The organism is Actinosynnema sp. NPDC023794, assembly GCF_040639675.1.
GTDB classification, from domain to species: Bacteria; Actinomycetota; Actinomycetes; order Mycobacteriales; family Pseudonocardiaceae; genus Actinosynnema; species Actinosynnema luteola.
In genome coordinates this window covers 13,475-34,305 of sequence record NZ_JBFAFR010000046.1, presented here as the reverse complement: position 1 = coordinate 34,305, position 20,831 = coordinate 13,475, and the positions used below count along the sequence as shown (strand labels likewise).

The 20,831-nt window shown below is 74.0% G+C and carries 14 protein-coding genes; 7 read left to right on the top strand and 7 right to left on the bottom strand.

The window, feature by feature from the left end; all coding sequences use genetic code 11:
- Positions 1–139 precede the first annotated feature (139 nt).
- Positions 140–2,305, top strand: coding sequence for a transglutaminaseTgpA domain-containing protein (locus AB0H12_RS42290; protein WP_499631481.1), 2,166 nt, complete (start codon positions 140–142; stop codon positions 2,303–2,305).
- Here the strand turns inward: AB0H12_RS42290 and AB0H12_RS42285 are convergent.
- The gene (locus AB0H12_RS42285; RefSeq protein WP_499631478.1) at positions 2,302–3,918 is read right to left on the bottom strand and encodes a serine/threonine-protein kinase; all 1,617 of its coding nucleotides are present in this window, start codon (positions 3,916–3,918) and stop codon (positions 2,302–2,304) included. The genes AB0H12_RS42290 and AB0H12_RS42285 overlap by 4 nt on opposite strands.
- Before the next feature lie 147 nt (positions 3,919–4,065).
- Here AB0H12_RS42285 and AB0H12_RS42280 point away from each other — a divergent pair, with 147 nt between their 5' ends.
- Together AB0H12_RS42280 and AB0H12_RS42275 are read left to right on the top strand one after the other, a co-directional pair.
- Complete coding sequence (locus AB0H12_RS42280) at positions 4,066–4,923, top strand: universal stress protein (RefSeq protein ID WP_499631475.1); 858 nt, start codon at positions 4,066–4,068, stop codon at positions 4,921–4,923.
- Between the two features lie 92 nt (positions 4,924–5,015).
- Positions 5,016–6,248, top strand: a complete 1,233-nt coding sequence (locus AB0H12_RS42275) for an MFS transporter (RefSeq protein ID WP_499631471.1) — start codon at positions 5,016–5,018, stop codon at positions 6,246–6,248.
- Here AB0H12_RS42275 and AB0H12_RS42270 read toward each other — a convergent pair.
- Together AB0H12_RS42270 and AB0H12_RS42265 are read right to left on the bottom strand one after the other, a co-directional pair.
- Positions 6,235–7,914 carry an acyltransferase gene (locus AB0H12_RS42270; protein WP_499631468.1) on the bottom strand — a complete coding sequence of 560 codons (1,680 nt, stop codon included), beginning with the start codon at positions 7,912–7,914 and terminating at the stop codon, positions 6,235–6,237. The genes AB0H12_RS42275 and AB0H12_RS42270 overlap by 14 nt on opposite strands.
- Positions 7,911–8,939: a LacI family DNA-binding transcriptional regulator gene (locus AB0H12_RS42265; protein ID WP_499631465.1), complete on the bottom strand. Its 1,029-nt coding sequence runs from the start codon at positions 8,937–8,939 to the stop codon at positions 7,911–7,913. Before AB0H12_RS42265 ends, AB0H12_RS42270 begins: the two co-directional genes overlap by 4 nt.
- 325 nt (positions 8,940–9,264) lie before the next feature.
- On the opposite strand from AB0H12_RS42265, the gene AB0H12_RS42260 reads away from it, so the two are divergent.
- On the top strand, positions 9,265–12,003 hold the full coding sequence (locus AB0H12_RS42260) for an exo-rhamnogalacturonan lyase family protein (RefSeq protein WP_499631462.1): 2,739 nt from the start codon (positions 9,265–9,267) through the stop codon (positions 12,001–12,003).
- An 84-nt stretch (positions 12,004–12,087) separates the two neighbouring features.
- Here AB0H12_RS42260 and AB0H12_RS42255 read toward each other — a convergent pair whose 3' ends face one another.
- The 3 genes from AB0H12_RS42255 to AB0H12_RS42245 are packed head-to-tail and all read right to left on the bottom strand — an operon-like array spanning position 12,088 to position 15,710.
- Positions 12,088–13,731 carry an extracellular solute-binding protein gene (locus AB0H12_RS42255; RefSeq protein ID WP_499631459.1) on the bottom strand — a complete coding sequence of 548 codons (1,644 nt, stop codon included), beginning with the start codon at positions 13,729–13,731 and terminating at the stop codon, positions 12,088–12,090.
- 54 nt (positions 13,732–13,785) lie between these two features.
- A complete protein-coding gene (locus AB0H12_RS42250; protein ID WP_499631457.1) occupies positions 13,786–14,673 on the bottom strand; it encodes a carbohydrate ABC transporter permease in 888 nt (295 codons plus the stop codon).
- Positions 14,670–15,710, bottom strand: a complete 1,041-nt coding sequence (locus AB0H12_RS42245) for an ABC transporter permease (RefSeq protein WP_499631454.1) — start codon at positions 15,708–15,710, stop codon at positions 14,670–14,672. Before AB0H12_RS42245 ends, AB0H12_RS42250 begins: the two co-directional genes overlap by 4 nt.
- Before the next feature lie 195 nt (positions 15,711–15,905).
- Between AB0H12_RS42245 and AB0H12_RS42240 the strand changes: the two genes are divergently transcribed.
- The 3 genes from AB0H12_RS42240 to AB0H12_RS42230 are packed head-to-tail and all read left to right on the top strand — an operon-like array spanning position 15,906 to position 19,613.
- Positions 15,906–16,919 (top strand): hydroxyacid dehydrogenase, encoded by a 1,014-nt coding sequence (locus AB0H12_RS42240; protein WP_499631450.1) that lies wholly within the window; start codon positions 15,906–15,908, stop codon positions 16,917–16,919.
- Between the two features lie 55 nt (positions 16,920–16,974).
- Complete coding sequence (locus AB0H12_RS42235) at positions 16,975–18,834, top strand: DUF2264 domain-containing protein (RefSeq protein ID WP_499631448.1); 1,860 nt, start codon at positions 16,975–16,977, stop codon at positions 18,832–18,834.
- The gene (locus AB0H12_RS42230) at positions 18,831–19,613 is read left to right on the top strand and encodes a sugar phosphate isomerase/epimerase family protein (RefSeq protein ID WP_499631445.1); all 783 of its coding nucleotides are present in this window, start codon (positions 18,831–18,833) and stop codon (positions 19,611–19,613) included. The genes AB0H12_RS42235 and AB0H12_RS42230 overlap by 4 nt, the downstream gene beginning before the upstream one ends.
- A gap of 47 nt (positions 19,614–19,660) precedes the next feature.
- Here AB0H12_RS42230 and AB0H12_RS42225 read toward each other — a convergent pair whose 3' ends face one another.
- Positions 19,661–20,815: a glycerate kinase gene (locus AB0H12_RS42225; protein WP_499631442.1), complete on the bottom strand. Its 1,155-nt coding sequence runs from the start codon at positions 20,813–20,815 to the stop codon at positions 19,661–19,663.
- Positions 20,816–20,831 lie beyond the last annotated feature (16 nt).

Below are 20,831 nucleotides of genomic sequence, written 5' to 3'. Positions count from 1 at the left end.
GCCTCGGGTGTGTCGGGGCGGTGGGTCGGTGAGGGTGCGCGGGCCTTCGGTTGACGGTGTGCGCGGGTCTGCGGGCGACGGTGCGAGTGCCCGAGGCGGCGGAGGCGCGAGTGGCGGAGGTGGGAACGGCGGCGGAGGCGTGAGTGCCGCCCGGGTGGGCAGTGCGGCCCGGGTGGGCAGTGCGCGGGTGGCCTGGGCGGCGCTGCTGGTCGTGGTGGCCGCGCTGCACCTCGGCTCGGGGTGGCAGGGGTTCACGGCTTCGCTGGTGTTCGCGGGCGCGGCCGTCGTGGCGTTCGCGTGCCTGCCGTTGTTGCGGTGGCGGCGGATGCCTTCGGGGTTGGTGGCGTTCTCGCTGGTCGTGCTGGCGCTGGTCGGCGGGTACTGGGTGGCGGAGGACTCGGCGATCGACTCCGCCGACCCGCTGCCCGTGCTGCTGGACCTGGTGCCGCGCCTGTTGACCGCCGCCCGGCCCGCGCCCGTCACCCCCGAGCTGCTGGCGCCGGGCGCGTTGCTGGTGTTCGGGGTGTCGTTGGTCGTGGTGCTGGCGGTGGCCGGGCGGGGGAGGTCGTTGGTGGCGCCCGTGGTCGGCGCGGCGGTGCTCTACACGTGCACGGCGCTGTTGACGGCGGGCCGGGCGGATCGGCACGGGCTGGTCGCGGTGGTGTTGATCGCGCTCGTGGCGGTCGGGTGGTTGCTCGTGGACCGGTTGGAGGCCGGTGGCCGGGTGTTGCTCGGGCTGCCCGCCGTGCCGGTGGCGGCGGTCGCGGCGCTGGCGGTGGTCCTGCCGTCCGGTGAGGCGTTCGAGCCGCGGGAGCTGGTGGAGCCGCCGGTCGCCGATCTGGGGGTGGCGAGCCCGTTGCCGCAGTTGGCGTCGTGGGCGAACCTGGGCGACACCGAGCTGTTCCGGGTGCGCGGTCCGGAACGGGCGGTGCGGTTGGTGGCCTTGTCGGACTACTCGGGCGCGGCGTGGCGGGCGGCGTCGTTGTACGGGCCGATCGGGGCCGTGGCGGCGCCCGACCTGCCGCCGGGCGCGCGGGTGGACGAGGTCGAGGTGGAGATCACCGTCGGCGAGTTGGGCGGCCGGTGGTTGCCGACGGTGGGGCGGCCGACGGCGGTGACGTTGGACGGCGCGATGGTCGACCCGGACTCGGGGTCCTTGGTGCTGCGCAACGAGTTGACGCCCGGCCTGTCGTACCGGGTGCGGGGTGTGGCGGACGTGCCCGACGACGCGGACCTGCTGGACGCCACCGTGCCGACGAACGCGGGCCGCTACCTGGAGCTGCCGGGGTTGCCGTACTCGTTGGCGGAGTACGCGCGGCAGATCGTGCAGAACGCGCGGTCGCCGTACGAGCGGGCCGTGGCGATCGAGCAGGTGGTGAAGCAGGGGCGCACGCCGGACGCGCAGGCGCCCGTGGGGTCGTCGTACGCGCGGTTGGAGCGGTTCCTGTTCGGCGGTCCCGGTGAGCCCGGTGCGAACGCCGGGACGGCCGAGCAGTTCGCGTCGGCGTTCGCGGTGCTGGCGCGGGCGGTGGGGTTGCCGACCCGGGTGGTCGTCGGCTTCCAGCCCGCCGACGGCGAGGAACGCGTGGTGCGCGGCAGCGACGCGACCGCGTGGCCCGAGGTGTACTTCGCCGGGTGGGGCTGGGTGCCGTTCGACCCGGTGTCGGGCGTGTCGTCGGGTGGGTCGAGCGCCGCGCAGAAGCGCGAGGTGCTCGACCGGTTGGCGTCGGTCACGGCCACCCCGACCAGCACGCCGCTGTCCGCGCCGCCACCGTTGGTGACGCCGTCGAGCCCTGTCGCCGCGCAGGCGACGTCGGCCGGTTCGCAGCGGTGGATCGGGTACGCGGTGCTCGGCGGGGTGCCGGTGCTGATCCTGCTGGTGCTCGGGTTGGCGCGGCTGGCGCGGCGCAACCGGCTGCGTGCCGCGGGGGCGACCGGCGCTTGGGCCTACGTCCTGGACGGGTTGTTGCTGGCCGGCCGGACACCGCCCCCGGACCGGACCGCGCCGGACGTCGCGGCGGGTCTGGGGTCGGCGCCGGCGGTGGAGTTGGCCCGGTTGGCGGACTACGCGGCCTTCGCCCCGGAGCACGGTCGCGCCCCGGAGCGCGGTCGGCCCCGAGTCGGTCACCCGGCGCCGAGGGGACCCGGGACGGTGGCGGCGGGACCGGGCGCGGTGGCGGGGCGTCCGGCGGCCACGTCGGCGTGGTGGTTGGCGCGGCAGGTTCGCGGTGGGCTGCGGCGCGGCGTGCCCTGGTACCGCAGGATGTTCTGGGCGGTCGACCCGCGGCCCCTGTGGCGGCGCTAGCCGTTGCGCACGGCGCACGTGCGGGCTGACGCGCCGCGTTGCGTGGCCGGGTCGTCGAGACCGATCGCGAGCACCTGGAAGCAGTACTGCGGCGCCTTCGGCTCCAAGTCCTCCAGCACGTGCGACGTCGCACCGGCCGCCACGGTCACCAACGGCCGCGCCGCCGAGCCCGTCACGTCGACCACGACGAACTGCGCCTTGCCCTCGCTCGGATCCGTCCAGAACAGCTCGATCCGGTCACCCCCGTCCTCCAGCCGCTTGAGCACCGGCGTGAACCGCGGATCGCCGCCCTCGGGCAGGCTGGCGGTCGTGGTGGTGGTCGCGACGGACGTGGTGGTAGTGGTGGTGGTCGTGGTCAACGTGGACGGCGGCGACGCGACCTGCTCCGACCGGCCGGGCAGGTTCAACGCCACCCCGACCACCACGCCGGCGAACACCGCGCTCACCCCGGCCAACTTCCACGACCGGCGTGGCCGGGACGGCGGCGGCTCCGGCAGTTCCACCAACGGCGGCGGGGGCGGCGGCACGGGCGGGCGGCGTTCGGTGTTGTGCCGGACGGTCAGGTCGGCCAGGTCCTCGGTCCACGTCCGCACCGGCTCGGGCGAGGCGGCGACCGGTTCCGCCGCCGCCTCGACCACCGGCCTGGGACCGAAGTCCGGCAGCTCGGTCGGACCTTCCGGGTACTGCTCCGGCACCTCCCGCCGCACCGCCGCCGTGTGCTCGGGGTCCACTGTGGACTGCGGCGTCCACGTCGGCACCGCCGCCAGCGCCGCGCGCAGCGCCGCCGCGTCCGGGAACCGCTCCTCCCGCTCCTTGCGCAGGCACCGCAGGATGATCGCCACCAGCTCGACGGGCACGTCCCGACGCAGCAACGACCTCGGCCGCCCCTCGCGCACCCGTCCGAGGTAGGCGAGCATGGTGTCCTCGCCGGGGTTGGCCGACGCGAACGGCGGCTCGCCGTCCAGCAGGGTGAACAGCGTCGATCCCAGCGACCACAGGTCGTCGGCCGCGGCGGGCGGTCGGCCGTCCACCATCTGCGGCGCGGCGTGCCGGTAGCTGACCAGCTGCAACGACGCCGTGTGCGCCGCGTCCGCGCCGCGCGCGATGCCGAAGTCCGCCAGCACGTAGGAGGTGGGCAGCACCAGGATGTTCTGCGGCTTCACGTCCCGGTGCAGGATGCCCTGGCCGTGCGCGAACGACAGCGCGTCGGCCACCGCGATCCCGGCCGCGACCACCTCGTGCACGGGCAGCGGCCCGCGCTGCCGCAACCGGTCGTGGAGCGAACCGAGGTCGTGGTACTCCATCACGATGCACGGCCGGCCGCCGATCACGCCGGTGTCCAGCACGGTCACGATGTGCGGGTGCTGGCGGCCTAGCCGGACGGTGATCTCCAGCTCGCGGTGGAACCGGCTGACCGTGTCCGGGTCGGTCACGTCCAGCACCTTGACCGCGACGTCACGGCCGAGCCCGTCCTGCGTGGCCCGGTACACGGTGCCCTCGCCGCCGTGCGCGACGAGCCGGAAGTCGCTGTAGCCGGGCAGCGCGACGGCCGGCGCCGCACCGCCCGAACCGGGCGGGGGCGCCCAGGCCAGCAAGTCGTCGGCGGGATCCACGGCGCCGATCGTATCCGGCGGGCACGACGCCGGAAGGCGTTCGCCCAACGGGGGTGCGGGGCCGCGGTCGGCGTGCGGCCGACCGCACGCCGTCGGATGGTGTGGGTGTCGCTGACGTCGGTCGGAGGAAGCTGGAGGGACCCCGTGATGAGTGGCCCGATCGTGGTCGGAGTGGACGGCTCGGAGTCGGCGCTGTGGGCCGTGCGCTGGGCGGCGGAGGAAGCCGCACGGCACCGCGTGCCGCTCCGGCTCCTGCACGCCTACCTGCTGCCCGGGCGCGGCTACCCCGAGTCGGTGCTGACCGGCCACGACGTGCGGGAGGCGTTCGAGGAGCAGGGCAGGCAGTGGCTGGAGACGGCAGCGGCGAGCGTGCGCGACCTCGTGCCGGAGGTGGGCACGTCGGTGGTGGCCGTCCAGCCCGCCGCCGCGGTGGTCGCCGCGTCCCGGGACGCCCGGCTCGTCGTGCTCGGCTCCCAGGGGCTGGGCGGGTTCCTCGGGATGGTCGTCGGGTCGGTGGCGGTGTCGGTCGCCGCGCACGGCCGCAGCCCGGTGGTCGTCGTCCGCGGCCCCTACCCGGCCACCGGTCCGGTCGTGCTCGGCGTGGACGGCTCCCCGGCGGGTGAGGCGGCGATCGGGTTCGCGTTCGAGGAGGCGTCGGCGCGGGACGCGACCCTCACCGCGCTGATCGCGTGGACACCGCTGCTCGCGGGCACCCCCTACGCCGACAAGGTGCGCGTGCGCTGGGACGAGATGGAGGAGCAGCAACGGCAGCTGCTGGCCCAACGCCTGGCCGGGTGGCAGGAGAAGTTCCCGGACGTGGCGGTCGACCGGCGGGTGGTGCGCGAGCGTTCGACGAAAGCCCTGCTCGACGCCGGCCGGGACGCGCAGCTGCTGGTCGTCGGCAGCCGCGGTCGCGGTGGCTTCGCCGGCCTGCTCCTCGGCTCCACCAGCCAGGCGATGGTCTACCACGCGCCGTGCCCGCTGGCCGTCGTCCGCGCGGACTGACCCACCGCGCCGCCGGCCGAGGTGATCTTCGGGCATGATCGCACCGCGAGGTGATCGCCTCGATCCGTACCGGCGACGCGGCGGGGGAGCGAATGGTCGCAGTGCTGCGGGACAACCGGGACCTGGCGGTGCTGGTGGGTGGGTCCGGGGTGGCCGGCCTCGGCGCGCAGCTCACGCTGGTCGGGTTCACCACCGAGCTGGCCCGGTCCGGCGCGTTCGCCGTGGCCGGGCTGTTCGTGGCCGTCGCGTTCGGCGTGGTGCTCGGCACGCCGCTCGCCGGGTGGGCGGTCGACCGGTTCCCCCACCGGCTGCTGCTCCTCGTCGCGGTGTTCGCCCAGGTGCTGCTGCTGGTCGGGCTGCTGTTCGGGTATGCGCGGCTGCCCGTGCTGCACGGCCTGGTGGCGCTGCTCGGCGTGTGCGGGGTCGTCGTGCGGACGTGCGCGTCCGCGCTGGTCCCGGTCGCCACCGGCGAGGACGGCGCGGCACGCGGCCAGGCGGCGTTGTCGTCGGCGCAGAACACCGGGTCCGTGGCGGGCATCGTGCTCGGCGGCGTGATCGCGGTCGGGCCGGGCGTCGAGTGGGCCGTGATGCTCGACGCGGTGTCGGCGTTCACGCACCTGGCGCTGGTCGTGGTGTGGCTGCGGGTGGACCGCGATCCGAGGCGGGACGACGGCGCGGCCACGCCGGGCGGCCAGTGGAGCGGCTGGGTGCTGCTGCGCAGCGACCGGCTGCTGCTGGGACGCGTCGTCGCGCAGGCCGTGGTCGGTGTGGCCGTGGCGATCGCGCTGGTCAACCAGGTGTTCCTGGTCTTCGGCCCGATCGGCGGCAACGAGTTCACCTACAGCGCCGTGCTCGCGTGCTGGACCGCGGGCCTGCTGCTCGGCGCGAACCTGACCCGCCGCGTCACCACCACGCGCGGGCTGGTCGCGGCCTTCGCCGCGGCGAACCTGGTGCTGGCGCTGGCGTTGACCGCACCCGCGCGGCTGCCGCACCTCGTGGTCACCGCGGTGGCGTGGTCGGTGGCAGGCGCGTGCGGCTCGGTGCAGAACGTGACGCTGAACGGCCTGGTCGAGGCCAGGACCTCGGAAGCGGTCCGGGGACGCGTGGTGGCCACCGTCGGCGCGGTCACCACCTGCTCGGGCGTGGTCGGCATCCTGGTGGCGGGCGCGGTCGTCGGCACGGCGGGCCCGGTGGCGGCGCTGACCGCCGCGTCGGGGTTCGCCCTGGTGGCGGCCCTGATGGCGGTGCTGTCGGTGCTGCGCCGCGACCACCTGCGCGCCTCCGTCGCCGCGGACGTCGACCGCGCGTCGGTCAGGGCGGGCTGAACGCGGGTTGGGGTCGGTGCACGCCGCGCGGCCGGTAGGGCAGCGCGTCGGCCAGGCCGAGCAGGTCGGCGAGCAGCCACGTGACCGCCAGCCACATCTCGGTGCCCTGCAGGCCCGGCGCCGTGGCGGGGAGACCGGCGGTCGTGGGGTGCGGGGCCCGGAAGCCGAAGCCCGCGCCGTCGGACCAGTGGCCCAGCGCGTCGGTGAGCAGCCGGCGCGCGACCTCCAGGACCTCGTCGGCGCGGTGCCCGGTGTGGCGGGTCAGCCAGAGCGGGTGGGCGACGTCGAGGACGTTGCAGGCGTCCTGCCGCTCGGGGCGGAAGAAGCGTGGGTCGCGGACGTGCCGCAGGACGGTGTCCACGACGCGTTCCGGGTGCGGCACGGGCACGCCGAACTGGGCGAACGTGCCGCGCGAGGCCCGGTAGTAACCGTTGACGAGTTGGCGGAGGCCGTCGTCGGGTGACGGTCGGCCCCACATGCCGGTGCCCGGGTCCGCGGTGGTGACCAGCCAGCCGAAGAGGGCTTCGGTCGTGCCCGGTGTGTTCGGGGTTCCCCGTCGCCGGTTCCAGTGCAGGGCGGTGCCCAGCGCGTCCACCCGGGCGCCGGCCGACCAGGCGTTGGTCGTCCACGGCTGCCGTTCCAGGTCGGTGACCAGCTCCTCGGCGGTCATCCGGGACACGGCGTGGATCGGCTCGGGGAAGCCGCTGCCCAGCAGGTCGAGCGCGTAGCCGACGGACAGGACGTGGTAGGCGGCGTCCGGGTCGGACAGGTCGGCCCGGGTCGGTGGCGCGGCGCCGTCCGCGAGTCGGCCGACCAGGCCCGTCTCCGGGTCCTGCCGGCCGCGCAGCCGGTCGACCTGCGCCTGCGCCGGCAGTTGGTCGGGCGCGCGGCCGAGCAGCAGGTCGGCGACCTCGATCGCGTCGCACTGGGCGCGAACCGTCGGCGCCGACCCCGGTCGGTCGGTGAACAGGCCCAGGTCGGGGTTCCAGCAGCGCCCCAGCACCTGCTCGGCCTGGGCGCGGGCGGTCTCGGCGAACGCGGTGAGCCCGCCGACGAGGTCGTCCCGCGGTGGTTCGACGGCGGGCACGCGCCGGCGGAGGACCTTGGCCGGGTTGCCGCCGACGATCGCGCCGGCCGGGACGTCCTTGGTGACCACGGCGCCGGCGGCGATCACCGACCGGTCGCCGACCGTCACCCCGTCCAGGACGACGACGTGCGAGCCGATCCAGACGTCGTCGCCGATGGTGATGCCGACCGAGCGCAGCGGCTGCCGGAACACCTCGGTCTCGGGGTCGTCGGTGGTGTGGTTGAACGCGAGGATCGAGGTGTGCGCTCCGATGCGCACGGCATTGCCCAGGCGGATGTCGCCGCGCACCACCGCGTAGGGGTTGATCGTGCAGTCACGGCCGGCGCGCAGCGACCCGCTCAGGTAGGCGCCCGCGGCGACGTAGCTGCCGTGGCCGAGGCTGAGCTCCTCGTTCTGCACGGAGGCGAGCTCGGAGAGGAAGCAGCGCTCCCCGATCTCGTAGCCGCGGTGATCGACGAGGTGCCGCCGGACGTCGAGCTGGCGCCGTCTCGCCCGCTCGTCGGCCTCGTCCCAGAACGACCAGGGGGAGTAGTCGAAGTGGGTGCGGTCGAACGGCCCGTCGGCGGGGACGCCGGTCACGGCCGGGCGCCGGAACGCACGACGGGGCGCACCGAGTCGCGGACGACGATGTGGGTGCCGAGCATGACCCGCTCGGGCGTGCCCGACTTGTCCCGCGCGCGTTGCAGCGCCATGCGCACCGCGGTGCGGCCCAGCTCCTCGTGCGGCACGTGGACGGTGGTGAGGCCGATGTCGGCCGCGGGCGGCAGGTCGTCGAAGCCCACCACGGAGATGTCGTCGGGGATGCTCAAGCCGTGCTCGCGCAACGCCTGGCGGGCGCCCGCGGCGATCAGGTCGTTGCCCGCGAAGACGGCGGTGAAGTCGGGTGGCCCGGCGGCGAGCCGTTCGCTGATCATCCGGTAGCCCTCGTGCCGCTCCATGCTGCCCTCGACCTCCAGCCCGGGGTCGTGCGCCACGTGGTGGTCGGCGAGGGCCTTGCGGTAGCCCGCGATGCGGCTCTCCGGCGTGGTGTAGTTGTCCCGCCTGCCCAGGAACAGGATGCGCTGGTGGCCCGCGGACAGCAGGTGGCTGGTGATGGCGTACGCGCCACCGGTGTTGTCGTACTCCACGACCAGGGCGGGCACGTCGGGCCCGAGCGGTGGCCGTCCGCACAGGACCAGCTGGGAGCCGGCGAGCGCCAGCGCGCGGGCGTACTCGGCCATGCGGTCGCGGTAGGCCTCGTCCGCCACGACGTTGCCGACGAGGATCACGCACTCGGCGTGCTCCTCGCGCATGAGCTGGACCGTGGCGAGCTCCCGCTCCGGGTCGCTGCCGGTGGTGCCGACGATGCAGAGCTTGCCCTCGATCGCGGCCTGGGTCTGCACGCCCTGCGCGACGTGGGCGTAGTGCGGCGAGACGACGGAGTTGACGATGATGGCGACGCTGCGGCTGCTCGCGCCGGCCAGCCCGCGCGCGTTCGCGTTGGCCACGTAGTCCAGCTCGCGCACCGCCCGCAGCACCCTGGTGCGCGTGGCGGGCGCGCCGGGGTAGGAGCCCGACAGGATCCGGGACACGGTCGCGACGGACACCCCGGCGTGCGCGGCCACGTCACGGATCGTCGTCGGCCGCGGTCCACCGTTGTCGGACGCCGCTCGCCGAACCATCCCGCCTCCGTCTGCCGTGGTGCAACTCGCTGGTAAAACGCTTGCACGCGATGCTTCCGGCGGACTGTCCCGCTGTCAAATCGCATTCCGCCCGGAGCCGGGGTGGTCGTGGTCCCGCGCGGAGGTCTGTGGCGAGTCGTGCCTGTAACCGTATACCGGTCAGCGCAGCTCTCTTGACAGGTATCACAGCTCATGCTGGCATTACGGTGCTGTAAACGTTTTCAGCACCTCACCTTGCCCGGAGTCGACCCGCCGGAGTGGAGCACCCATGGCGATGATCTCCCGACGTGATCTCATCCTCGGCGCGGCCGCGGTCGGCGCCGCCGCGCAGGTCGGCCGCGGCGCCACGCCCGCCCACGCCGATCCCGTCGTCGGCCCGCGGCCCGCGACGGCGAGCGGCGCACTGGACGACGGCGTGCCGCTCAGGTGGCTGGAAGGCGGCACGCCGCGGCGCCTGGCCGCCGGGTCCACCTGGGGCGTGCCGTGGCCGAAGGGCACGGTGCCCAAGGGGCAGGCGTTCGCGTTGCACACCTCCGCGGGACAGCCGGTGCCCGTGCAGACGTGGGCCACCGCGTACTGGCCGGACGGTTCGCTGAAGTGGACCGCGCACGCCGTCGGGGCGGAGGCTCCGCCGGCCGAGACCTACGTGCTGACCGGTGGCACGCCCGCCAAGCCCGCGGCGGCCGTGACGGTCAAGGACGGTCGCAACGAGGTCGAGGTGGGCACCGGCGTCCTCCGGTGCGTGATCCCCAAGAAGGGCGACCAGCTGGTCCGCGCCCTGTTCCGCGGCGACCGCGAGATCGCCCGCAACGGCCGCCTGGTGTGCCTGCGGCAGGACGGGCCGGTCGACGACGAGGGCGGCGCGGCGAAGGTGGAGAAGTTCACCGGCCGCACGGAGCGGGTGACGGTCGAGCAGTCCGGCCCGGTCCGCGCCGTCGTCCGGATCGACGGCGGGCACCGGCACGGCAACCGGACGTGGCTGCCGTTCACCGTGCGGCTGTACTTCTACGCCGGCAGCGACGGCGTCCGCGCCGTGCACAGCTTCGTCTACGACGGCGACGAGAAGAAGGACTTCGTCCGCGGCCTGGGCATCCGGTTCGAGGTGCCGATGCGCGACGAGCCCCACAACCGGCACGTGCGCTTCGCCGGACCCGGTGACGGCGTGCTGGCCGAGGCGGTGCGCGGCATCACCGGCCTGCGCCGCGACCCCGGCGCGGCGGTCCGCCGGGCGCAGGTCGCCGGCCAGGCCACCCCGCCGGTGGCCACGTGGGACACCAGGGTCGGCTCGCGCCTGCACCTGATCCCCACCTTCGGCGACTACTCGCTGCGCCAGCTCTCCGCCGACGGGTTCCAGCTGCGCAAGCGCACCAAGGCGGGCCACGGCTGGATCCCGGTCGACGCCGGTGGCCGGGCGGGCGGGCTCGGGTACGTCGGCGGGCCCGGCGGCGGCTTCGCGTTCGGCATGCGCAACTTCTGGCAGCTGCACCCCACGCAGCTCGACATCCGGGGCGCGGCCGGCGAGACGGCCGAGGTCACGCTGTGGCTGTGGTCGCCCGACGCCCAGCCGATGGACCTGCGCTTCTACCACGACGGCATGGGCCAGGACACCTATCCCGAGCAGCTCGAAGGCCTGGAGATCACCTACGAGGACTACGAACCGGGCTTCGGCACGCCCTACGGCATCGCGCGCACGACGGAGCTGGTGTTCTGGGCGCTGGAGTCGACTCCGGCGGCCGAGCGGATCGCCGAGCTGGCCGACGCGGTGCGCACGCCGCCGCTGATCGTCGCGCCGCCCGCCCACCTGCACGCCGCCGGCGTGTTCGGCGACTGGTCGCCGGTCGACCGCTCGACCCCGGCGAAGGCCCGCATCGAGGACCGACTGGACTTCCTGTTCGACTACCACAGCGGGCAGGTCGAGCAGCGGTCCTGGTACGGGTTCTGGGACTACGGCGACATCATGCACAGCTACGACCCGGACCGGCACGTGTGGCGCTACGACGTCGGCGGCTACGCGTGGGCCAACTCCGAGCTGTCCCCGGATCTGTGGCTGTGGTACCAGTACCTGCGCTCCGGCCGGGCCGACGTGTTCCGCTTCGCGGAGGCGATGACCCGGCACACCGGGGAGGTCGACGTCTACCACCTGGGCAAGTGGCAGGACCTCGGGACCCGGCACGGGGTGCAGCACTGGGCGGACAGCGCCAAGCAGCTCCGCATCAGCACCGCCGGGTACCGACGCTTCTTCTACTTCCTCACCGCCGACGAGCGCACCGGCGACCTGATGCGCGACCTCGTGGACGCCGACAAGACGTTCCTGGTCCTGGACCCGATCCGCAAGATCCGCACGGGACCGTACCAGCCGGACCCGCACGCCCTCGGTGTCAGCACCGGCACCGACTGGAGCGGCCTCGCGCTCGCCTGGTTGACCGAGTGGGAGCGCGGCGGCGACCCGATCGCGCGCGAGAAGCTGCTCAACGGCATGCGCACGATCGCCGCGATGCCCAACGGGTTCGCACAGGGCAGCGGCCTGTACGACCTCGACAACGGCGAGTTCGCGCCGGCTCGACCGGCGGTCAGCGTCGGCTCGCTGGGGTCGGTGTTCGGCCTGGTCGAGCTGTGCAGCGAGGTCATCTCGCTCACCGGTGACGAGGCGTTCACCAAGGCATGGTTGCAGTACTGCCGCCTCTACAACGGCACCGCCGCCGAGCAGCAGGCGGAGACGGGGCAGTCGTGGGGCAGCCTGAACCTGCGTCAGGCCCACTCCCGGCTCACCGCCTACGCCGCCGCCAAGCTCGGCGACACCGCCCTGGCCGCGCGGGCGTGGACGGAGTTCGACACCGGCCACGCCGGCTACCCGCGGAACCTGGAGTTCAGGTCGGTGCGGCTGGAGGGCCCGGCGGTGCTCAAGCCGGTCGACGAGGCCGCTTTCGCCTCGACCAACGCCTCCTCGCAGTACGGCCTGGCCGCCATCCAGTGCCTGGCCCTGGTGGGTGACCGCCTGCCCGCTTGATCCGCGGAACTCGGACTTCAGCCCCGACCGGCAGCTGCCGGTCGGGGCTGAAGTGCTCCAGTGGTGCGGGACGCGGGCCGGGCGTCACTGGTTCGCGGCGTGCTCCTTGGCCAGCTCCTCGGCGACCTGGTCGCCGCCCGCCTGTCGCCACTGCGCCACGACGTCCTTCCAGGCCGACGGCGGCTTGCGGCCGAACGTGATCGCCGCGATGCCGTCGCCGACGATCTGGCTGAGCTGGGCGCCCTTGCTCGCCTCGGTCGCCGAGCGGAGTCCGGTGGCGGGGTTGCGCACGCTCTTGGGCAGGGTCGCCTTCTGCCACTCGTGGACGGCCTTGGCGACGTCGGGGTGGCCGGGCAGGTACAGGACCGCCGGTCCCACGCCGATGAACTTGGTCGGCAGCAGCGAGTTGTTCTCCTGGCCGTACAGGTCGGTGGTCTTGATGCCGCCGGCGTCCTTGGTGAAGTGCTTGCCCTCCACGCCGTAGTTCGCCAGCTCGTACTCCTCGGTGCCGAACGGCGCGCTGAGGTAGTCGCAGATGCGCAGCAACATCTTGATCCGGGCGGGGTCGGCCTTCTTCATGGTGACGTAGCCGAAGACGCCGGCGCTCTGCCAGGGCGTGGCCCGCGGCCCGTACGGCCGGCCGAGGTCGAGGTCGAACCGGCCGTTGATCTTGGTCAGGGTGGGCAGGCTCACCGAGCCGAAACCGTCGCTGATCGAGGCCACCGTGCCGTTGTGGAAGTAGCTCTGCATGTCGGTGGAGCTGACGGTGAGGCTGTCGGGGTAGTGCGCGCCCGACTCGACCAGCTTGCGCATCACCTCCAGCGCCTGCTCGAACTGAGGCGTGGCCAGGGTCGTCGCGAACGCGCCGCCGTCCGTCGACCACGCGTTGGGCGCGCCGAGCGAACCGGCGTGGTAGGTGATGGCGCCCAGCCCGCCGAACAGCGTCTTGAACCAGCCGATGCCCCACTTGCGGTCGCCGGTCAGCTCTTTCGTGGCGTCCAGGTACTGCTCGGTCGTCCAGTCCTTGGGGATGCCCGCCGCGTCCATGGCCGAGCGGTTGACGAACAGGCTGTTGCCCGGCATCGGCCGTTCCAGCGGGATGCCGTGGATCTTGCCGCCGATCCGGCCCATGCCCTGCCAGGCGTAGGTCGGGATGTTGGCCAGGTTGGGGAACTCCTTGACCGCGTCGCCGCCGACGAACTCCGACAGGTCGGCGCACCGGGCCTGGACGAACTCGGCCGCGTGCGGCAGCGCGAGGTTGGTGAACATGATCATGTCGGGCAGGTCGTCACCGGAGGCCATCAGCGTGGCCATCTTCTGCCCGTACTCCGGATCGGGCACGACGACGACCTTCAGGTTGACGCCCAGCGCCTGGTTGATCGCCTGCCAGTACTGGTTCTCGCCGACCGGCTTCGGCGGCGCGCCGAACGACACGACCAGCACCGTGACGTCGGAGCCGTCGCCCACCGGGTTGTTCACCGACCGCACCAGCTTCTCGGGGTAGTTCAGGTAGAGCGGCTGCACGCCGGAAGCGTCGCCGGGGGCGTCCGGGGTGGGGCCGGTGAACGGCACGTGCGTCGGCCACGGCGCCAGGTCCTTGCCCGCGTTGGAGACGCCGCCACCCGACGCGCCGTCGCCGCACGCCGTGAGGAAGGACGGGGCGGCGAGGCCGAGCGCGCCGACGCCCGCCAGCCGGAGCAGGGAACGGCGGTCGATGCGGTGGTCCATGACGAGGTTCCTCTCCCGGCGGGAAGCCGAAAGGAGTGGTTGCGGTGGAGGGGTTCAGGCCTTCAATGCGCCGGTGACGACGCCCTTGACGAAGTAGCGCTGCAGGAACGGGTACACGCACACGATGGGCAGCGTCGCGAGCATCACGACGGCCATCTGCACCGATTGCGGCGACGTGGTCGCCATCTCGCCCGAGGTCTCGGCCAGGGACGCCCCGCCGGTGACGTACTGCCGCAGCACGGTGCCGATCGGCCACTTGGCCTGGTCGTTGAAGTAGATGATCGCCTCGAAGAAGCGGTTCCAGTACGCGACCGCGTAGAACAGGCCGACCACGGCGATGACCGCCTTGGACAGCGGCAGCACGACCTGGCGCAGGATGCCGAGCTCGCCCGCGCCGTCGATGCGCGCGGCGTCGATCAGCTCCGACGGGATCGACTGGAAGAAACCGCGCATCACGACCAGGTTGAACACGTTGACCAGGAACGGCAGGACCAGCGCGGCGTAGGAGTCGAACAGCCCGGCGCCCTGGACCACCAGGAACAGCGGCACCATGCCCGGCGGGAACAGGAACGTGAACAGCACGAGCAGCAGCAGCGGCTTGCCGCCGTACACCTTCGGCCGGCTCAACGTGTAGGCCAGGCCGATCGTGCAGAACAGGCTCAGCGCCGTGCCGACGACCGTGACGCCCGCGCTGACCAGCAGCGCGCGGCTGATGATCCCGCCCTGGAGGATCTCGGCGTAGGAGTCGAACGTGAACTCGTCCGGCCACACCACCCAGCCGCCGTTCTCGATCACGTTCTGCGGGCTGGCGAGGCTGGTCGCCAGGACCGTCCACAACGGGAAGACCACCAGCGCGACGATCACGGTCAGCGCGACGGCCTTGGCGGCGCGCACCGCGGGGGTCGGCCGGCCCATCCAGGCCGGCGCGCTCGTCCTGCTCATGACCGGTAGACCCCCTGTTCGCCCAGCCGGTGGGCCACCTTGTTCGCCGTGTAGATGAGCGCCACGCCGATCACGCCCTTGAACAGCCCGACCGCGGCGGCGTAGCCGAAGTCGCCGTTCGCGAAGCCGGTGAAGTACACGAAGGTCTCCAGCACCTCGCCCGTCTCCGGGCCGACCGACTGGCGCTGCAGGAAGAACTGCTCGAACCCGATCGACAGGAACTCGCCCAGCCGCAGCACCAGCAGCAGCACGATCACCGGCCTGATCGCGGGCAGCGTCACGTGCCACAGCCGCCGCCACCACCCCGCGCCGTCCAGCGCCGCGGCCTCGTACTGCTGCTCGTCCACTTGCGACAGCGCGGCCAGGAAGATGATCGTGGCCCATCCGCACTCCTTCCACACCAGCTGCGCGATCACCAGCGGCCCGTAGGCGTCCGGGTTGCCGATGATCGAGATGCCGCCCAGGCCCAGCGTCGACAGCCAGCCGTTCACCACGCCCGCGCCGCCGAGCATCTGCTGGAACAGCGCGACCACGATGACCCACGACAGGAAGTGCGGCAGGTACACCACGCTCTGCACGAACCGCCGCAGGGTGTCGCCGACGACGCTGTTGAGCAGCAGTGCCAGCGCCAGCGGCGCGGGGAAGAAGAACACCAGCTGCAACGCGCCGATCAGCAGCGTGTTCTTCACCGCGTTCCAGAACAGGGGATCGGTGACCATGCGCTCGAAGTGCGCCAGGCCGACCCACTCGCTGTTCGAGACGCCCAGGAACGGCACGTAGTCCTGGAACGCCAGCACGTTCCCGAACAGCGCGCCGTAGTGGAACACCAGGAAGTACGCCAGACCCGGCGCCGCGACGAGCAGCAGCACCCGGTCCGCCCTGATGCGGCGCAGGTGGCCGAGGCGCGGACGACCTTCCGCCGGTGGGGCGGGCGCCTTCCCCGTCGGGGGGCTGGCGCCGCCGGTGCCGCCGCGGACCCGCGTCATGCTCACGTCGAACGCCTCTCTCGCGGTGCCGAGCCGAAACACGATGGTCACGAACATAAAACGGTTACACGTGTCCGTCAACGCCTTGCGTATCCGGTGTTCCAGGGTGTATCCGCCTGTAGTCGCAGTGGCTCGGACTCGACCCGTGGGCATTGTGAGCGGCAGGGCTTGTGCGTAGAGTGACGTGTGGATGCAAACGTTTACATGGATCGGCCGCTGCCCGACCCACTGATAGGAGCCCACTCCGTGTCACGGCGACCTGTCGCGGTCTTCGCCCTCGCCCCCTGGGCGCTCGCCGACGTCTTCCCGCCCGACCTCGTCACCCGGTTGCGGCAGCTGGTCGACATCGACCAGGCGGCGACGTTCACCTCGTTCGACGGGCCGGCTGCCGCCGCGGCCCTGGCGGGAGCGGACATCCTGGTCACGGGGTGGGGCTCCCCGCGCGTCGACGCCGCTGTGCTGGCCGCCGCGCCGGGGCTGCGCGCGATCGTGCACGCCGCCGGCTCGGTGAAGTCGTCCGTCGACCCCGTCGTGTTCGAACGCGGCGTGGTCGTCTCGTCCTCCGCCGACGTCAACGCCGTCCCGGTGGCCGACTACACGATGGCCATGCTGGTCCTGGGCGCGAAGCGGGCGTTCGGCCGCGCCAGGCGGTACGCGACCGCCGCCGAGGGCGCGCCGCGCGACTGGCTGCCCGGCGACGGCACCGGGCTGCACGACTGCACCGTCGGCGTCATCGGCGCGTCCCGGATCGGTCGCCTCGTGCTGCGGCGGCTCCGGGCGTTCGACGTCGAGGTCCTGCTCCACGACCCGCACGTGACCCGCGCGGAAGCCACCAGCCTCGGCGCGGAGCCGGTGGGGGTGGACGAGCTCTGCCGCCGCAGCGACGTCGTCACGGTGCACGCGCCCGCCCTGCCCGAGACCCGTCACCTCCTCGACGGCCGCAGGCTGGCCCTGCTGCCCGAGGGCGCGCTCGTCATCAACACCGCCCGCGGCTCGCTGATCGACACCGAGGCGCTGACCGGGGCGTGCGCCACCGGCCGGATCTCGGCGATCCTGGACGTGACCGAGCCGGAGCCGCTGCCGGCCGGGCACCCGCTGTTCGCCCTGCCCAACGTGCTGATCACCCCTCACCTGGCCGGTGCGCAGGGCCGGGAGCTGCGGCGCATCGGCGAGTTCGCGGTCGCCGAAGTGGGCCGGTTCGTCAAGGGCGTGCCGCTGCTCGGTCGGGTGGCGCCGGAACGCCTCCCTTACATCGCGTGACCGATCCTGATCGGGACCCCGGCACCCACACCGCGAGCGGAGAGGAACGGATCGCGTGAACCCCGTGGCCGACCTGGCCGAAGACCGACGGCTCAGCCCGCGCACCGGGTACACCCGCGCGCACTGGGAGACCGCCGCCGACGCCCTGCTGGAGGCCGCGTGGCGGTGGGCGAGCCCCGGTGGCGCCCGGCTGGACCTGCCCGGCCCGGCGTCGGGCAGCGGTGTGCGCAGCGACGGCCTGGAGGGGTTCGCCCGGACGATGCTCGCCGCCGCGTACCGGGTCGCGGGCGCGGGTGGCGACGACCCGCACGGCCTGCTGGCCCGGTACGCCGACGGCCTCGACGCGGGCACCCGCACGCCCGGCGCGGACGACGCCGAGTCGTGGCCGGTGATCCGCGACCACCACGTGCAGGGCCAGCCGATGGTCGAGGCGGCGTCGGTCGCGCTCGCCCTGCGGGTGAGCAGGCCCTGGCTGTGGGACCGGCTGGACGACGCCGTGCGCGACCGCGTCGAGGCCTGGCTGCGCGACGCCCTGCACGCCCTGCCCGCGCCGAACAACTGGTACCTGTTCCCGTACACCGCGGCCGGGTTCCTGGAGTCGGTCGGCCGGGGTGACGCCGACACCGCCCGCGTCCGCGAGCGCGCCCTGGGCCTGCTGGAGGCGTGGTACCGGGGCCAGGGCTGGTACTCCGACGGCGACGGGCGGGCCTTCGACCACTACAACGGCTGGGCGCTGCACCTGTACCCGGTGCTCGACGCGCACCTGGCCGGCACGAGCACCCCGCACGGCGACCGGCTGCGCGAACACCTCTCCGGGTTCTCGCTGCTGTTCGGCGGCGACGGCGCGCCCGTCCACCAGGGCAGGTCGCTGACCTACCGGTTCGCCGCCGGCGCGGCCGTCGCCCTCGGCGCGGTCACCGGCCACACGCCGCTCGCGCCGGGCGTGTCGCGCCGGCTGCTCAGCGGCTGCCTGCGCTACTTCCTCGACCGGGGCGCGGTGGACGACCGCGGCCTGCTCAGCCTCGGCTGGCACGGTCCGTACGCCCCGGTGGCGCAGCACTACTCCGGGCCGGCCTCGCCGTACTGGGCGTCGAAGGCGTTCGTGTGCCTGCTCGCCGGTCCCGACGACCCGCTGTGGACCGACGTCGAGCGGGATGCGCCGGTCGAGGAGCGCGACCACGTGCTCGGCCTGTCCGCGCCGGGCTTCCTCGTCCAGACCACAGCCGCCGACGGGGTCGTCCGGCTGCACAACCACGGCAGCGACCACCTGCGGCCGACCCGCGCGGAGACCGCCGAGGGCGACGACCCGCACTACAGCCGGTTCGCCTACTCCACCCGCACCGGCCCCACCCCGGCGGGCAACCCGGCCGACAACCACTTCACCGTGGTGTTCCGCGGCCTGCGCGCCGCCCGCCGCCGCATCCACCCGCTCGGCGCCGGCCACGGCGACGGCTGGGGCTGGGCCGCCTCGTGGCACCGGCCGGTGTTCCCCGGCGGCTCGCCGCTGCTGCCCGCGTTGCGCGTGGAGAGCGTGGTGGTCGCCCGCGGGCCGCACGAGCTGCGGGTGCACCGCGTGGTCGGCGCGCCGCCGGGGGCGGGGGTGGAGCTGACCGGCTGGGCCGCCGGGCCGGACCTGTCCTCGGTGCTGCACCCGCTGCACGGCTGGGAGTCCGCGGACGAGGTCGTCGCGCCGGGCGGCACCGCGTTCACGCCGTCGGTGCGCGTGCCGAGGCTGCGCGGGGTCGGTGCGGGGACATCGGTCCACGTGGCGCTGGCCGTGCTCGCCGGTGAGCCCGCGGGCCTCTCGGACGTGGTGTCGGTCGTGGCCGCCGGGCCGGACGCCGTCGAGGTGCGCTGGTCGGACGGGCCGGCGACGAGGGTGTCGTTCGCGCCGGTGGAGGTGGTGCACGGGTGAGCGGGTGGAAGTTCGCGGTGAGCACGCTCGGCGCGCCCGGTGTGCCGGTGTCGGACAGCGCGGTCGTGGCGGCCGAGTACGGCTGCCACGGCTTGGAGGTCCGCGTGCACCCGGACGAGGAGGTCCACCTCGGGATGTCGCCCGCCCGGGCGGCGCGGGCGCGCGACCGGATCGCCGACGCCGGCTTGGAGGTCGCCTGCCTCGCGGGTTACCCGAAGGTGTGCCGGCCGGGGCCGGACGGACCGGTGGTCGACGAGCTGCGCGCCCTGGTGGAGTTGGCGGCGCTGCTCGGCGCGCCTTCGGTGCGGGTGTTCCCCGGCGGCGGGAGCGCCGGTGACGACGGGCGGTCGTCGGAACGGATCGCCGCCGTGCTGCCCGACCTGCGCTCCGCCGGTGTCCGGCTGCTCGTCGAGACGCACGACTCCCACCCGACCGGTGAGGCCGCGCGGCGACTGGTCGCGCCGTTCGGCGACCCGGGGCGGGTGGCGGTGCTGTGGGACGCGGTGCACCCGTGGCGCGCGGGCGAGCGGCCGGAGCGCACCCGCGCGGTGCTGGGGGAGTACCTGGGGTACTTCCAGGTCAAGGACGTGGCCGCCGACGATCCGACCCCGGTCCCGCCGGGCGCGGGCGACGTGCCGCTGGCGGCGTGCGGCCGGCTGCTGGCGGACTGGTCGGGCTGGGTGTCGCTGGAGTGGGAACGCGCCTGGTACCCCTCCCTCGCACCGCTGCCGGTCCCGCTGCGCGTGGCGGCCGACTGGTACGCCCGGTGGCGGCCGTGACTCGCCGGCGGGACGGGGCGCGAGCAGGGTGGCCGCGGGTGAGGGCTTCACCCGCGGTCGTGCGGGGACCGGTCGCCGGGGAACGCGGCGGCGATGCGCTCGCCCAGGCGTTCCAGCAGCGGTTCGGCGTGGGTCAGGCAGGTGGGCACGTCGGGCTCCAGGTCGGTGAGCGCGAACGCGTCGGCGAATCCGGCGGCGGCGAGTTCGGTGCGGTCGAGGTCGCAGCTCCCGGTGGCGGCGACCGCGGTCGCACCCGCGCGCCGCGCCGCCGTGGCGACCCCGACCGGCGCCTTGCCGCGCAGCGTCTGGTGGTCCAGGCGGCCCTCACCGGCGATGACCAGTTGTGCGCCGGACAGCCGGTCGGCCAGGCCGGTGAGCTCCAGCACCAGCTCGATGCCCGGTCGCACGCCGGCCCCGAGCGCCAGCAGGGCGAAGCCCGTCCCGCCCGCGGCTCCCGCGCCGGGCGCGGCGGCGGCACCGGGGTCCAGCAGGTCGGCCCAGCGGGCCAGGTCGGCGTCCAGGGAGGCGACGAGCGCGGCGTCCGCGCCCTTCTGCGGGCCGTAGACCGTCGCCGCGCCGTGCGGACCGAGCAGAGGGTTGTCCACGTCGCTCGCCACGACCAACTCCGCCTCGCCCAACCGGGGGTGCAGCCCGGTCCGGTCGACCGCGCGGACGGCGCGCAGCGGCGAGGTCGTGGCGTCGAGGGCGACCCCGTCCGCGTCGAGCAGGCGTGCGCCGAGACCGGCCAGCAGACCCGTGCCGCCGTCGGTGGTGGCGCTGCCGCCCAGGCCGACCACGACCGTGGCACAACCCGCGTCCAAGGCCGCGGCGATCACCAGCCCTACGCCGAACGTCGACGCCGCCGCCGCGCGGTCCGGTGTCGGCGGCACGTCCGCGACCAGCCCGAGACCGGACGTCTCGGCCAGTTCCACGACCGCGATCCCGTCACGGACCGCGTAGCGCGCCTCGACCGGACGACCGAGGGGATCGGTCGACCTCACGGGCACCGCCGTGAAACCGGCCGCGAGCAGTGCGTCCAGCGTGCCCTCGCCGCCGTCGGCCACCGGGTGCTCGTGCACGGCCGCGCCGCGGCGGCGCACTCCCCGGGCGACGGCGGCCGTGGCCCGGCGGGCGGACAGCGAGCCCTTGAACGAGTCCAGTGCCACGACGACGTGGCCCGCCTGCGGCGGAGGTGCGGTCACCAGCTTATGGAAAGCG

Excerpts from the sequence above, each read along its gene's own strand:
- AB0H12_RS42280 (WP_499631475.1), top strand. The coding sequence starts at position 4,066 with ATGAGTGGCCCGATCGTGGTCGGAGTGGACGGCTCGGAGTCGGCGCTG.
- AB0H12_RS42275 (WP_499631471.1), top strand. The coding sequence starts at position 5,016 with ATGGTCGCAGTGCTGCGGGACAACCGGGACCTGGCGGTGCTGGTGGGT.
- AB0H12_RS42260 (WP_499631462.1), top strand. The coding sequence starts at position 9,265 with ATGGCGATGATCTCCCGACGTGATCTCATCCTCGGCGCGGCCGCGGTC.
- AB0H12_RS42255 (WP_499631459.1), bottom strand. The coding sequence starts at position 13,731 with ATGGACCACCGCATCGACCGCCGTTCCCTGCTCCGGCTGGCGGGCGTC.
- AB0H12_RS42250 (WP_499631457.1), bottom strand. The coding sequence starts at position 14,673 with ATGAGCAGGACGAGCGCGCCGGCCTGGATGGGCCGGCCGACCCCCGCG.